Raw genomic sequence first — 14880 nt, forward strand, 5'->3', positions numbered from 1 at the left:
CTTACCTCCGTTCTTGGGATGCGCCCATCACGCGGCCTCGGCGCGCGCCGCGTCCGCCGCGGCCCGGATCGCCCCGATATTCCGGCGGTAGGCTGCTTCCGAACCGCCCTTGAACACCGCCGAGCCGGCGACCAGAACATTGGCGCCCGCGGCGGCAACCAGCGGGGCGGTCTCCGGCGTGATGCCGCCGTCGATCTCGATGTCGATCGGACGCGCCCCGATCATCGCCTTGACGCGGCGTGTCTTCTCCACGATCGCGGGGATGAAGGCCTGGCCGCCGAAACCCGGATTGACCGTCATCAGGAGGATGAGGTCGAGCCGGTCGAGGACATATTCGATGACGCTTTCCGGCGTGGAAGGGTTGAGCGATACGCCAGCCTTCTTGCCGAGCGTGCGGATAGCCTGCAGCGAGCGGTCGAGATGCGGCCCGGCCTCGGCATGCACGGTGATGGTGTCGCAGCCGGCGTCGGCGAACGCGGCCAGATAGGGATCCGCCGGCGCGATCATCAGGTGGCAGTCGAAGATCTTGTCCGTCCGATCCCGGATCGCCTTGATCACCGATGGGCCGAAGGTGATGTTGGGCACGAAGTGGCCGTCCATGACGTCGAGGTGGATCCAGTCGGCGCCGGCCGCGGCGACGGCTTCCACTTCCTCGCCGAGGCGCGAGAAGTCGGAAGCGAGCACCGATGGCGCAATAATGGTTCCAATCGTCATCGCCGAGCGTCTCTTGCCTTTTGCAACACCAACGGCTTGCCGCCCTCCCTGCGCATTGTCAACCGCCGCCGCCACGCGGGTGATGGTGGGCTCTTGCCTTCGATCACGCCGCGCGCCTTAAATGGCGCTCCAAAAAACGGCCCCATTGTTGGGGAACCCATATGACGCTGGGGCAAACTGGGCTTGGGAGTGAATGATGACGTTCACGAAATTCGTTCGGCGTGCAGCCGGGCTGGTCGGCGGTACCGCGCTTGCGGTTGTCCTCGCCGCGGGCGGCACCGCGCTTGCGCGCACCAACTACGCAATGGTGGTGGGCGTTACCGCCTATCCCAACCTTTCCAAGAGCAACTGGCTCATCGGGCCGCGCAACGACGCCATCTTCGTGCGCGACTTCCTGACCACCCAGTCGCACGTGCCGTTCGATGAGGCCAACGTGCTCTTGCTCGCCGATGATGTCGAGGGCGCGCGCGAGCCGACGCTGGCGCATATCCTGTCGTCGCTCGACGAACTCGCCGCCAAGGTCGAGCGCGACGACTTCGTCTATCTTCAGTTTTCGGGGCATGGCTTCCAGCAGACGGCTGCCGACCCTTCGACCGAGACCGACGGGCTCGACGAAATCTTCCTGCCCAAGGACACTGGTCGCTGGGTCGACCGCAGCAAGGGCATGCCCAATGCACTCGTCGACGACGACATCGGCAAGGCGCTGGAAAAGATCCGCGGCAAGGGCGCTTTCGTCTGGGTGGTCTTCGACGCCTGCCATTCGGGCACTGCGACCCGCGCCGCACCGGGTGACGACGTTGTCGAACGCAAGATCGGCCCGGAGGCGGTCGGCATGCCGAGCGAGGTGCTCTACGAGGGCGCCGCGACGCGCGATCTGTCGGGCGGTACGCCGATGAAGCCGGACGCCCCTGTGGAGTTCGGCGATACCGGCTCCGGCACTGGCGAGAAGGGTGGAATGGTCGCCTTCTTCGCTGCGCAGACCAATGAGACGACGCCGGAGATGCCGCTGCCGCTCGGCGCCAAGGATGCGACCAAATACGGCCTTTTCACGCACACGATCTTCTCGCAGATCGGCGCCAATCCGAATGTCAGCTACCGGCAGCTCGCTCAGGGCATTCTGCAGCATTATGTGAGCATCAACCGCAAGGACACCACGCCCCTGTTCGAAGGCGATCTCGACGCGCCGGTGTTCGGAACGGAGATCGATGACGTGGTGCCGCAATGGCCGATCACGGTCAGCGATACCGGCGTGACCCTGCCCGCCGGCGCAGTGCATGGCGTGACCCCCGGTGCCCGCCTGGCTATCCTCGAGACGCCCGGCGCGACCGATGACGAGGCGATCGGCTACCTCAAGGTTACATCGGCACAGAATTTCATAAGCCGGGTAACAGTCGAGGTTCCGGAAGACGCGAAGGACGACGCAAACGAAGACATTGGCCAAGTGGCCAAAACTGCCGCGAGCCCGCTCAAGGTGAAGTCGCCTGGCGACATCCCGGCAACCGCCTATGCGCGCCTGATCACGAGCAATCTGGACTTCACGCTCCGCGTTGCGCGGCCGGCGCCTTCCGAAAACCATCCCGAAAAGCTCGCGCTGGTGAATGAGCAGCTGGACAGGTTGGCTGCCAGTGAGACGGCGCCGTTTCGTATCGCACTGGTCGAGCCGGGCGCGGCGGCCGAGTTGAGGCTTGCCGTGATGGCGAAGGCGGACCTGCCGGATGCGGGTTTTGACGCCAGTCCCGATCCGGTCCTGTGGTTCCTGCCGGAATCCGGGGCGCTTTCGCTGGAGGACGGACGCGAACCGCCTTCGATCGTGATGCAGAGCGACGATGCCGATGCGATCGGCACGACGATCGGCCAATACCTGGCGCGTATCTACCGGGCGACCAATCTCGGCCGCATCGGCCAGGCGTCCGATTTCGCTCCGGGCGAGGTCAGTGCCGAATTCGTTCTGAAACGGGCGGGTTCGGGTGCGACCGAAACGATCACGTCGACGAACATGCCGTTTGCCCAGCCGCCCGACCGCGTGTCGCTACTGGCGACCAACAATACCGGCACGCTGGTCGATTTGAACGTTCTCTACATCGGCAGCGACTACTCGATCACGCATCTGGCCAAGGAGCGGCTGCAGCCGGGCGCAAGCCTGCCGGGCTCGGGTGTGCCTGCCGAAATCCTGGAGTTCACCACCGACAGCTACGGCCTCGAAACCATGGTTGCGGTCTTTACCGAGGCGCTGCCGAACACGCTCACGGAGGACCTCGGGATTTTGGCGCAGGATGGTTTGCGCCAGGTGATGCGCAGCGGCGGTCCAGCGAGCATCGCCGACCTGATCCGGGTCATGGGCAATGCCGGCGCAACACGTGCTGTCAAGCCGCTCGGCGGGATGGCCAAAACGACCCCGCGCGGCTCGGTGCAGCTTCTCCCTGTCCGGACGGTCAAGCCCTGAGGAGCGAGGATGGAGCGCCGGTCTCAACTCCTGTCAGCGGCGATGGCAATGGTGTTGACCGTCGCCGCCGTCCCCGCCCTGTCGGTGGAACCATGCGGGCTCTGCGCTCGCGAGGTCGCCATCAACCCGCCATTGGCCGCTTGCCTGCTCGAGCGCTACGCCGTGCTTGCCACGCGTGGCAACGGCGTCATCGCCGTCGACCTCAGCGATTGCGAAAGGGACCGAGGCATCGTTGCGTCATTGCCATCCGTCGGCCAGTCGACCGAAGACGAGCCGGATCTGCAGTTCATGCTGTCGCGCGCCCAACTCGACTGTCTCAAGACCCAGCTCGAAAAGCCGGGGCTGGTGCGCGATCCGTTGACCCGCATTGATCTGGGTGCCTGCGAATGAGCGGCGAGCGTACCGAACGCAAGCCGGAAACGCGACGCCGGCGCAAGCGGTTGCCGGAGACGGTGACCGCGTTTCCCGACGTTCCCGCTCACGAACTCAAGGAAGAAGCGAACCCTTTCAACGACCCGGACTGGCGCATGCTCGGCTATGCCTGGACCGGTTTCGCCCTCCGTATCGTGCTGGTGCTGGTGACCGTGTTCTCGGTCTACGAATATCTGCAATCGCGCCAGGAAAAACGGGTCGAGCGAACATTGGAGCTGGTGGAACTCTGGGAGCGTAGCGAATACCAGTCGGCGCAGAGGGCCCTGAACCGGCGCTTGAGCGCGCTCAACGAACGCTTCGCGAACCTTCTGCCCACCGATCCCAAGGCAAGCGACCTCACCATCTACTACAAGCAGATCGGCAGCGAGGCGATGAAGGCAAGCGGCGGCGACATGGCCCTGGCGGATTTCCGCGACGAGTTTGATCGCATCGTCTATTTCCTCAGCAGGGTGGGGTTCTGCGTTGAAGGCAATCTCTGCGACCGCTCCGTAGCCGATGCCTATTTCCTCGATTTCGCGAAATCGTTCTGGGGTTATTTCTCAGGCTTCGTGCAGCAGGAACGGCGACGCGGAGCGGTCAATTTCGCCAGTGCGATCGAGGAGTACGTCGCGGTCGAGCGCTGACCCCTTGAAATCGTGAATGTTTCCTGCACCCATTGCCACAACCGGTCTGACAGGGAGGTTGTGGCGGCTGGTGCGACTGGGCAGATACGAACTGCGGCGACTTGCGGCCGCGCCACGCCACGACGCGTGGTGGCGCCTGCCAGCGCTCGTGCTCGCCGTCCTTTTCGTATGCTCGGCGGCTTCCGCGCAGGCGCCCGAGTTTTTCCTCGATCTCGACACGGGCGGCCACCGCGCCTTCATCAAGGATCTGGCCTTCACCCCTGACGGCGAGTTGCTGGTCAGCGCCTCCGACGACAAGACGATCCGCGTCTGGGACTGGCAGGCCGGCGTAACGCTGCGCACAATCCGCGGCCAGATCGGCCCGGGCCATGACGGCAAGGTCTTCGCCATCGCCATTTCGCCCGATGGCGCCAGCATCGCCGCTGCCGGCTGGTTCGGCCCGACTTCCGGGACCGAGCCGCCCTATGGCGACGTGCGCATCTTCGATCTTCGCAGCGGGCGGCTGAGGCAGGTCCTGTCTGGGCATGAATACGCCGTCTACGATCTTGCGTTCTCTCCCGACGGCGAACGGCTGGCCGCCGGAGGCCAGGACGGTTTTGTCTATCTGTGGAAGCGGGACGGGCAGGGCGCCCTGCAGCCGGAAACGCGCCTCGACGCCGATTCCTATCGGATCGAGAAGGTCGCCTTCGCGCTCGGCGGCACCCGTCTTGCCGCGACCACGACCGACTACGGCATCAGGCTGTGGGACTTGGCCGAGGTGGCGGCCATCGAACTCCCGGCGGCCGATATCCTGCAGGACGTGCCGGTGCGTGCGCTGGCAAGCTCCCCCGACGGCGAACGTTTCGCGACCGGTGCCGATGACGGCCAACTGCATCTATGGAGCGCTGCCGACGGCACCTTGCTCGAAACGCTTCCGCCACGGCCGTTCCTTGTCGCCGCGCTGGCGTTCTCGCCGGACGGCCAGCGCTTGGTCGCCTCCTGCGGCTACCGTTGCGCCGACCAAAACAGGGAATCGGTCATCGATCTTGCGGGCAACAGCCACGCGCTGGAATATCGCGGCCATGACGGCACCGTGTTCGCCTCGGCGACGGCGCCGTCCGGTGGCCTCGTGGCCACCGCCGGCGGCACGCGACACGAGATACATCTCTGGAACCCGGCTACTGGGGAACGGCGTGCAACGCTCGTCGGCAACGGCAGGCCGGTGACCGCCTCGGGCATCACCGTGGATGGTGGCGAGATCGCCTGGGGCAACGAACATCCCTGCCCGGAGCGTGTCGCCTGTCCGGAAGTGCAGGGTGACCTCGTCCGCACGCTCCTTTTGCCGACCAAGGATCGCTTTTTCGAGCGTCCGGTACCTTTGCGCGAAGAAGGCGACCGCTTCGCGCGCGCCGTCCATGAGCGAGACGGCTGGACGCTGACTGCGGTAAAGGGCGGCTCGGCGGAGCTGGAGAACGCGGCGCTCGAAATCGCACGCGACGGCTTGGTGGTGGCAACGATCGAGAACGATGCGACGAGCGGCTTCGCGCATGCCGCCTTCACGTTGCTCGCTGACGGCGCCGGCCTCGTCACCGGCGGGACCGACGGTACGTTGACCGAATATGACCGGCGCGACGGCAACTGGCGCGGCGACTTCCCCGACGGGCATACGGGCGAAATCCATGCCATTGCCGAAGCACCAGACGCGGGGCTGCTCCTGACTGGCAGTGCCGACCAGACCATGCGGCTTTGGAACCTGACCACGCGCAAGGTGATCGTCTCCATGTTCTTCGCCGAGGACGAATGGATCATCTGGGTACCGCAGGGCTACTATTATTCCTCGCCCGGCGGCGACGCGCTGGTCGGATGGCATGTCAACCAGGGTGCCGACAGCGAGGCCCGCTTCGTCAAGGCGCGGCAGCTCAAGCAATACCTGTTCAGTCCGGAGATCGTGCGCCGCGCCATCGTGCTCGGCGATGCGACGGCGGCGGTTCGCGAACTCAGGGGCGCCGATACCGAGCTCGCCCGGCTGCTCGAACGCAAGCCGCCGGAATTCGAGATCCGCGTTGTCGAGCAGGACGAGGAGGGCCGGGAAGGGTTCGTCTCGATCGAGATCACCGGCGCGCAGGAAACCGGAACCAGCGTTGCCGACTTCGCGATCACCGCCAATGATCGCCGCATCGACAGCTTTGCGACCCGTTCTGCCTCCGGCGGCGGCGACAGCATCATCATCGAGGTGCCGGTGACGGAGGGCGAGAACGAGATTTCCATCGCCGGTCTGAACGAATTCGGCTACCTCACCGAGCGCGCGGTCAAGGCGATTGGCCGCAGCGTGGCGAAGGACGAGCGGGCCGGCACGCTGCATGTGCTTGCGATTGGCGTTGAGGACTATCCGCACCTGCCGCAAGCTTGCGGCGGCCGCTCTTGCGATCTTGCCTACCCGGTCGACGACGCGGTCGAGTTTGTCCGTCTCGTCGCCGAAAGAACGGCGCCGCTTTACGAGAAGATGCGCAGTCAGGTTTTCGTCAACGAAGAAGCAGTGGACGAAAATCCCGAGCTGGCCGCGGCGCTGGCAGCCTTGCCCGGCGAAACCAAGATGTTTGAGCCGGAGGCCGACCTGATCCTCGACGAGATCGAATATTTCCTCGATCAGGCCGGGCCGCAGGATACCACCATTGTGTTCGTGGCCGGGCATGGCATCAATATCGATGAAGACTACTATTTCATCCCGACCGACGGTCGCCAGCGCGACGATCGCTGGCGGCGCAGCTCGCTTGTCGACTGGGAGACGATCCAGCGCGCCGTGGAGCGCGCCAAGGGCCGACGCTTCATGCTGCTTGATACCTGCCATGCAGCCAACGCCTTCAATCCGCGGTTGGAGAAGGACGCCGAGGACGCACGCATCATCGTGTTCTCGGCGACGGCGGCCAACAACACTGCGGCCGAATTGCCGGAACTCGGCCATGGCGTCTTTACCCATTCGCTGCTCGCCGGCCTCAAGGGCGGCGCCGATCCGACCGGTGACGGGGTCCGACTGCTGGCGCTGGCCGATTTTGTCGACCGCGAGGTACGCCGGCTCACCGCGTCACGGCAGGTGCCGGAATATTACATCTCCAAGATCGACAATTTTCTGGTCGCGAAGCCGTGACGCGAGGCTGCCAGCACAACCTGTCGACGGGGCGAGCGCGGCTCGTCCTGGCCCTCACGGCAAGCCTTCTCCTGCTCGCCTTTGGCCCGGCGATAGCGCGGGACTGCGAGGATGCGGCAAGGCCGATCCCGTCGCTCTATGCCAACGAGACGCCATTCCGCGACGCCATCGAGGCGGCGGATACCACGCCGGCGGCTGCGACAAAGCTTTCCGGCATCACGGTGCCGCACCACCTTCTTGCGGCGCATCTGATCGCGAGAGGTTTCGAGGCGGCGTCGGACGCGACATATCGCCGGGTCATCGTCCTCTTTCCCGATCATTTTCGCGCCACCAGGGGCATGTTCGCGACCATCAGCCGTGATTTTGAAACGGTCTTCGGTCGGGTCGACAGCGACGAAGAAGCGGTCGAGGCGCTTGCCGCTGTCGCCGGCGCGCCGGCTGTGGGTGCCGAGGCGTGCCTTTTTGCCGAAGACCACGGACTGCAGGCAATGCTGCCCTTCATCCGGCACCATTTCCCGGATGCGCGCATCGTGCCGCTGGCGATCTCGATCCGCAGCAAGCGCAAGGACTGGGAGGCGGCAGCCGCCGCGCTTGCCCCGCTGCTCGACGACGACACGCTGGTGGTGCAATCGACCGATTTTTCCCACTATCTGCCGCATTACGAAGCGCGCCGGCACGACCAGCAGACGCTGAACCTGATCGCGGCGGGCACCTTCGACCAGATCGCGCTCCTTCGCCAGCCGGATCACGTCGACTCGCTTGGCGCGCTCTACATTCAGCTCAAGCTCCAGCGCGGGCACGCCGGCACGACGCCGCTGGTGGTGGCGAACGAGAACCAGCAGCAATACGACCCGCTGCCGGTCGCGGAGACGACGAGCTATGTCGTCATTCAGTTTGGCCGCTTCCCTGACGACGTGCCGGCCCCAGATGCAGAGGGCACGCGGTTTCTCTATCTCGCCGGAGATACCAGTTTCGCGCGCGCCATGCAGGACGCCTTGCTGCGGGAACCGGCCGCCGAGCGTGTGGCCGAGGCGGTCCTGCGGCGGACCGGGGGCAGACCGCTGGCGGTCAATCTCGAAGGCGTGATCCTGCCCAACGTGCCGGCCGGCATCGACGACATGACGCTCGCCATGCCTCAGGACCTCGCGATCGCCTGGCTGAAGCGGCTCAACGTTGCCGCCGTCAGCCTCGCCAACAACCATGCGCTCGATCTCGGCGAGCAGGGCCTGTCGGAAACGCGGCGTGCGCTCGATGAGGCGGGCATCATTCATGCCGGGCAAGGTGAAACGATCCGGGTCGCAGGCGTTGATCTTGTCGCGCTGACCGACCTTAACGTCAACGGTTCCTACGATAACGACCTGATCACGGCTGACCTCCTCGCCGGCATCGCCAATGGCGCCGGCGACCGGCCGCTCGTGGCCATGGTGCATTGGGGGAGGGAGTATGCGGACACGCCGGGGCCACGAGAAAAGTTCCTGGCCGAGGCGCTGGCGCGCCGCGCCGTCTCCGGCATCTTTGGCGGCCATTCCCATGTCGCCAGCAGCGAGATGCAGGCGCTCGCCGGTGGAGATGCGCTGCATCTCTATTCGCTAGGCAACTTCCTCTTTGACCAGACGGCGGAAAAGGCGTCCGGCGCAATCGTCGAGTTGCGCATCTTCGAACAGGGCACTTTCTTCGGGCGGCTGATGCCGCTGCCGAACCTGTTCGACCTCGCCCAAGAGGCGGCCGGTCAGCAGGTCGGGATATCGTCCGGCGACAGGTAGCACGCCGGCACCTGGACCTTAGGGACCCAGTTTACGGACCGCGGCCGGAAATAGAACAGCGACACCGGCTTGCTGCGGCGCACGCTGCCATCGGCGAACCGCGCCACGGTCTGGAAATGGTGCAGCGAGGACATCTCCGCCGACATCTTCATGCGCGCGGTGTACTGGCGCAGGTTGCGGTTGCCGCGCATCGGCAGGTCGATGGCATAGTTCTGCTGCTCGACCGGCAGCTTGATATCGATGTAACGCAACGCCTCGGGCGAGCCGCCGAAGGCGTCGCCGCACTCAGCGGTGCTTTCGTCCATCTCGATCACCGCCAGATTGATGTCGACGGAGAACGGTTCGCTTGATTCGTGGCGGTTGCCGCGATCGTCGGACCAGTTGTAGGTCAGCGTGCCGACCGCGCGGGTCATCAGGAAACGGTCGCCCCAGACGACGTCGGCAAGCTCGCCGAAGCCGACGGAGTTGAAGACCTGGCTGCGGCAAACGGGCAGGCTGTCGATCGAGGGGCAGGAGAAGCGTTGCGTCTCCAGCGCGTCGACGTCGACGCCCGCCTCGGCCAGCGCGTCCTTCAGATAGATGTCGGTGCCCTCGTCGAAATCGTCGATTGCACCGGTGAATTCGCGCGTCGTCTTCTGTGGCGGCGGGTTTTCCTCATAGCTGCGCGCCTCGGTGAAGCGCACTGCAATGCGAGCGTTCTCGACCTTGCCCCAGCCATGATTGACCAGCGAGAAGGTCGGCCGGAAACCGACACAGCCACGGTGGCCCTGTAGCGCCAGCATCGGCTTGCGGTAGGCAAGGCTATCGGCCACCTCCAGCGCCATGCTGTCGATCTTCACCCGCGAATTGTCGGTGGTCGTAAGCTCGGCCTCGACGAAGACCGGTGAATTTTCCCAGTCGATACCGGTGAAGACGTAACCGTACTCCCAGATCTCGCCGGTGCCGTTCCAGGCGTCGTTCATCTCCTTGAGCTCGGGATAGATGGCGATGTCCTCCTCGCGCATCAGGTGAGTGTAGCGCGCCTCCGATTGCTGGTTCATGCGTTCATCGACCGTGATGGAGAATTCGGTCTTCGCCGCGTCGTCATTGCCGGTCTGGATGCGGATCAGGCCACCGGCATCGGCGTCGGCGACGATGTCCGGACGTTCTCCGGTTTCACGTCCCTGCTCCCAGGAGGAGGCGTAGCTGGTTCCGCCCGGCAGAATGGTGCGGCCCCGGCCATGGCGCTGGCCGGCGCGAAACGGGCCTTCGTAGATCTCGCCATTGACCGAGAGCAGGCGGCCACGGCCCTCGAGCACGCCATCCTCGAAGATCCCTTCGTAGCGGTTGCCACGGGCATCGACGTGGTAGCCAGGTCCGTTCAGGTGTCCCGCGTGCCAGCGGCCGGCAAAGGTCTCGCCGCTGCGGAATTCGAGCCGGCCGTCGCCATGCGGCCGCCCATTCTGCATCTCCCCTTCATAGACGGCATAGACCGCGGCAGGGTCGTAACTTGCCGAGCCGCGCACCCTCCAGACCAGCTTGCCGCGCCCGGCGACGGTGCCGTCGGCGCCAATCGCCGGCTTGCTGCCTTTCGCCGGCTCCCAGATGAAATCGAGGTTTTTCTCCGGCCATGCGTCCCAGACCCGGATCGCATGGCGCTGCACCGAGCGGCCGTCTTCGCCGAGGAACACCTGCACGCGCTCGTTCCACGCGCCTTCGTTGGCGATGGCTGGTTGCAGCGCGGATATGGCAAACAACGCGATGGCAACGATGCCAGTGGCGCGAAGGATATTCATGGCGTTCCCCCAATTCACCCTGCCGGAGCCCCGCCACAATTAAGACCTGTCGGCAGGCCATGCGCAACGGCATAGTGGGACAAATCCGACTATTAGGGGCGTACCGGGCGTTCGCTTCTGGTCGAACCTCCACTCCGGACACGCCGCCCGGTCGCGGCAGCAAAAAGGGCGGCCGCGCCGGCGACCGCCCTTTCAGGTCTTGCCATGTGGTCTCGACGCTATTCCTGCGCGATGCCGCGGACCCACTGGAAGTACGGGCCGTTGAGGCGCAAGGCGATGTTGAAGGTCTCGGTCTCGGCGATGTTCACGCCGACCACGTAACGCGCCTTGGTGTCGCCGTGATATTCATAGACGGCGCTGCCGCTCGAACCGGGATAGGTGTCGCAGAGATAGGTAAAGTTGTTCTGCGTGGCCGTTGCCGGATCGACCGGGCAACTCGTCCGCCACATGGTGCTCGTCGGCTTGTCGCCGGGATAGCCGACAACGTTGGCCGTGAACGGATAGGGCGGATCGTAGGTGGCGTAGCCGAGCCAGCCGACCTGATCGCCCGCCGGCTTGTCGAGGATCAGGATGCCGAGATCCCAGGGAACGACGGAACCGTAGACACCCTGATAATTCGAGATGTAGCCTTCGAGGATATAGGCGTCGACGAAGCCGAACTTGCCGTAGGGCGCGTCGTCCTGCCCGTTCAGGCCGGGATAGAATTCGTAGTCGGCGAGCCAGCCGCCGGCATCGTGATTGTAGAGGCAATGTGCTGCCGTGAGCACGGCGCGCTTGCCGACCAGGGTTCCGGTGCAGATGCCCCACTTGCCGTCATTGGTCTTCGACCAGATCTGGCCGATCACGTTGAACGGGTACTGACGCGTCTGCGTGACCTGAACACGGTCGTCATCGCCGATCACCTGGCGCGAGGCTTCGTCGAGCGGCGGCTCTTCGGTGAGCCCCGGCTTTTCGACCGCCTCGGCGGCGGTGCCCCTGACGATCTCCTCGATGATCTTCTTCAGCTCATCGCTCGGCGGCGTCACTTCGCCGTCGCGCGACCGCGACCGGGTCGAAAAGCCCTTCTGCAGCTCTTCTTCGGTCGGCATGGAGAAGTCGCGACTTGCCTCGTCGGTGACTTTCGGGGTGAGGTCGACGAGGCTGCGGCTCTTGAAGTCCGGCGCCTCGAGCGAGCCGCGAGCCGCTTCGCCGCTGCCTTCGCCACCAGGGACGCTTTGCGCCAGGGTGGTGGTCGGCAGCGCTACAGCCGCAAGTAGAGACGCGGCGATAATAGCAGTTCTATTTCCAAACATGATTGGTAGTCTCCCAAGCCCATTGAGATAACGAACACAACAGATAAAAAATGTCCATATCGTGATCACGTCCGTGTGACCGGTTTTCCGCCATCCGCGCGGTTCCGGTAGGCCGCGCGGGTGCGCGCCGAGGGACGCATCGCCGCAATTCCTCCCATATTGGCCGGAAGAAATGGCTTCCGTTCTGCCGCTACCGGGCTTTAGATGGCAGCAACGCGCGGCCAAGCTTGCAACATCAGGGCCGCATCGTCTCAGGAGGTAACATTGAAGCGCATTTCCGGACTGATTCCCATCGCCGCGGCGGCGTCAATGACGCTGGCCGCCTTCTCGACCTTCGCCTGGGCGCAGGACGCTACCCGCGCCGGCGTGAAACCGGAAGCGGCGCCGATGAGCCGCGTCCCGGCGGCGCGCGCGGCGGCAAGAGCGAGCGGCGAAGACCAGCGGGTCATCGGCGGCACCGCGGCGCAAAAGGATGCGTGGCCGTTCCAAGTGGCGCTCTTGACCTCGGACCTGCTCAACGAAGACCCGGTGACGCATCTCGACGCCCAGTTTTGCGGCGGCAGCCTGATCGCGCCGGAATGGGTGCTGACGGCGGCGCACTGCCTGTTCCAGTTTGGCGAACTGGTCAAGCCGGAAAGCATCACGGCGCTAGTGGGCGCCACGCATCTGACCGAAGGCGAACGCATCGAGGTTGCCGAGATCATCGCGCATGAGGGTTACGACCCTCGTGCTTTCGACAATGATGTCGGCTTGTTGCGCCTTGCCAAGCCGGCGACGCAGGCTGCGATCAAGATGACCGAGAGCGACACGGAAGCCGGAGCGGCGACAGTGATCGGCTGGGGGAAGATGGATGATGGCGGCTTCCCCGACACGCTGATGCAGGCCGATGTCGAGCTGTTCGCTAACGACGCCTGCAACGCCGGCATCAAGGATCTCTACCGGCGCGACATCATGCTGGTGCTGCGCGACTATGGCCGGCGCATGCGGGTGACCGAGGAAGGGATCGAGAAGGCGGCGAACCTGATCGCCGAAACACTGCCCGACCCGCTGACCGGCAACATGATCTGCGCCGGCGTGCCGAGCGGGGCGCGCGACGCCTGCAATGGCGACAGCGGCGGTCCGCTGTTCACCAGCGGCGACGGTGGTCCGGTCCAGGTCGGCATCGTGAGCTGGGGCGAGGGCCCGCTCGATTCCAACATCGCCTGCGGGCACGAGAACGCCTATGGCGTCTATACGCGCCTGTCGCAATTTACCGACTGGGTAAACCAGAAGACGGGCGGCAACTGAGACCAGCCGAGCCGCGTCCCCGGCTCTGCACCCGCACAAACGAAAGCCCCGGTTCTCGCGAACCGGGGCTTTTTCTTGCGAAGTCTCGTCCGCTTCACGCGACGGCGCGGGCCAGCGCGCATTGCGACCACAGGTCCGAGAGCGCACGAACCAGCCGGTCGATATCGGCGTCGGTGTGCAGCGGCGACGGGGTGATGCGCAGGCGCTCGGTCTTGCGCGGCACCGTCGGATAATTGATCGGCTGCACGTAGATGCCGTAATTGTCGAGCAGCAGGTCCGAGATCCATTTGCACTTGGCTGCGTCGCCCACCATCACCGGAACGATATGGCTCGGATTGGGCAGTGTCGGGATGCCGATCGCCTCCAGCCGCGCGCGCACCTTGGCGACGCGCTCCTGATGGCGGGCACGCTCGATCTGGCTCTCCTTCAGGTGCCGGATCGAGGTGAGCGCGCCAGCCGCTACATGCGGCGGCAGCGCTGTGGTGAAGATGAAGCCGGAGGCGAATGAGCGCACGAAGTCGCAAAGCGCCGTCGAGCCGGTGATATAGCCGCCGACGACGCCGAAGGCCTTGCCGAGCGTACCCTCGATGATGGTCACCCGGTCCATGAGCCCTTCGCGCTCGGCGATGCCGCCGCCGCGCGGTCCGTAGAGGCCCACGGCATGGACCTCGTCGAGATAGGTCATGGCGCCGTGCTTTTCGGCGACATCGAGGATCTCACGGATAGGCGCGATGTCGCCATCCATGGAATAGACGCTCTCGAAGGCAACGATCTTGGGCCGGTCGGGACCGTATTCGGACAGGAGACGGTCGAGGTCGCGCACGTCATTGTGCTTCCAGATGCGCTTTTCGGCCTTCGAATGGCGAATGCCCTCGATCATCGAGGCATGGTTGCCCTCGTCCGACAGGATCACGCAGCCGGGAATGTTGGCCCCGAGCGTCGAAAGCGAGGTCCAGTTGGAGACATAGCCGGAGGTGAAGATCAGTGCCGATTCCTTGCCGTGCAGGTCGGCGAGTTCACGCTCCAGAAGCACGTGATAGTGGTTGGTGCCGGAGATATTGCGCGTGCCGCCGGCGCCGGCGCCACAGCGGTCGAGCGCTTCGTGCATGGCCGCGATCACTTTCGGATTCTGGCCCATGCCGAGATAGTCGTTCGAGCACCATACGGTGACGTCGCGCGTCTCGTTGCCGACAAAGCGCGTGGCGCGCGGAAAGTCCCCGGCGTGGCGCTCCAGTTCCGCAAAAACGCGATAGCGGCCCTCGTCCCGAAGGCCGTCCAGCTTCGTGGCAAAAAACGCTTCGAAGTCCATGCGCATTCTCCTTGGAACCGTTCTAACCTTTGGCTGCCGGTTTGTCTCCCCTGCGAGACGCGGCAAAAAGTTCCATGCAAACATTTGCATATTTGATTGCATTAGGTCCAGAGCATTC

Annotated in this window: 10 protein-coding genes; 6 read left to right on the forward strand and 4 right to left on the reverse strand. The window is 64.8% G+C overall.

Features of this window, described 5'->3' with window-relative positions; translation table 11 throughout:
• Positions 1-27: 27 nt before the first annotated feature.
• Positions 28-714, reverse strand: coding sequence for a ribulose-phosphate 3-epimerase (gene rpe / locus FQ775_RS19095; protein ID WP_146300521.1), 687 nt, complete (start codon positions 712-714; stop codon positions 28-30).
• Between the two features lie 196 nt (positions 715-910).
• Here rpe and FQ775_RS19100 point away from each other — a divergent pair, with 196 nt between their 5' ends.
• From FQ775_RS19100 to amrB, 5 genes are all read left to right on the forward strand, one after another.
• Complete coding sequence (locus FQ775_RS19100; RefSeq protein WP_167813052.1) at positions 911-3157, forward strand: caspase family protein; 2247 nt, start codon at positions 911-913, stop codon at positions 3155-3157.
• 9 nt (positions 3158-3166) lie between these two features.
• On the forward strand, positions 3167-3547 hold the full coding sequence (locus tag FQ775_RS19105) for a hypothetical protein (RefSeq protein ID WP_206064779.1): 381 nt from the start codon (positions 3167-3169) through the stop codon (positions 3545-3547).
• A complete protein-coding gene (locus FQ775_RS19110; RefSeq protein ID WP_146300524.1) occupies positions 3544-4212 on the forward strand; it encodes a hypothetical protein in 669 nt (222 codons plus the stop codon). The genes FQ775_RS19105 and FQ775_RS19110 overlap by 4 nt, the downstream gene beginning before the upstream one ends.
• Before the next feature lie 70 nt (positions 4213-4282).
• Positions 4283-7336, forward strand: a complete 3054-nt coding sequence (locus FQ775_RS19115) for a caspase family protein (protein WP_246730179.1) — start codon at positions 4283-4285, stop codon at positions 7334-7336.
• Positions 7333-9099, forward strand: a complete 1767-nt coding sequence (gene amrB / locus FQ775_RS19120) for an AmmeMemoRadiSam system protein B (protein ID WP_246730180.1) — start codon at positions 7333-7335, stop codon at positions 9097-9099. Before FQ775_RS19115 ends, amrB begins: the two co-directional genes overlap by 4 nt.
• On the opposite strand, the gene FQ775_RS19125 is transcribed toward amrB, so the two are convergent.
• Positions 9066-10874 (reverse strand): MORN repeat-containing protein, encoded by a 1809-nt coding sequence (locus FQ775_RS19125; RefSeq protein WP_146300526.1) that lies wholly within the window; start codon positions 10872-10874, stop codon positions 9066-9068. The two genes, amrB and FQ775_RS19125, sit on opposite strands and share 34 nt — an antisense overlap.
• Positions 10875-11092: 218 nt before the next feature.
• The gene (locus FQ775_RS19130) at positions 11093-12166 is read right to left on the reverse strand and encodes a trypsin-like serine peptidase (RefSeq protein WP_146300527.1); all 1074 of its coding nucleotides are present in this window, start codon (positions 12164-12166) and stop codon (positions 11093-11095) included.
• Positions 12167-12430: 264 nt separating this feature from the next.
• Between FQ775_RS19130 and FQ775_RS19135 the strand changes: the two genes are divergently transcribed.
• On the forward strand, positions 12431-13453 hold the full coding sequence (locus FQ775_RS19135) for a serine protease (RefSeq protein WP_167813054.1): 1023 nt from the start codon (positions 12431-12433) through the stop codon (positions 13451-13453).
• 94 nt (positions 13454-13547) lie between these two features.
• Here the strand turns inward: FQ775_RS19135 and hemA are convergent, their stop codons facing one another.
• Positions 13548-14762: a 5-aminolevulinate synthase gene (hemA, locus tag FQ775_RS19140; protein ID WP_146300529.1), complete on the reverse strand. Its 1215-nt coding sequence runs from the start codon at positions 14760-14762 to the stop codon at positions 13548-13550.
• Between the last annotated feature and the right edge of the window lie 118 nt (positions 14763-14880).

The organism is Nitratireductor mangrovi (assembly GCF_007922615.2).
GTDB classification, from domain to species: domain Bacteria; phylum Pseudomonadota; class Alphaproteobacteria; order Rhizobiales; family Rhizobiaceae; genus Mangrovimarina; species Mangrovimarina mangrovi.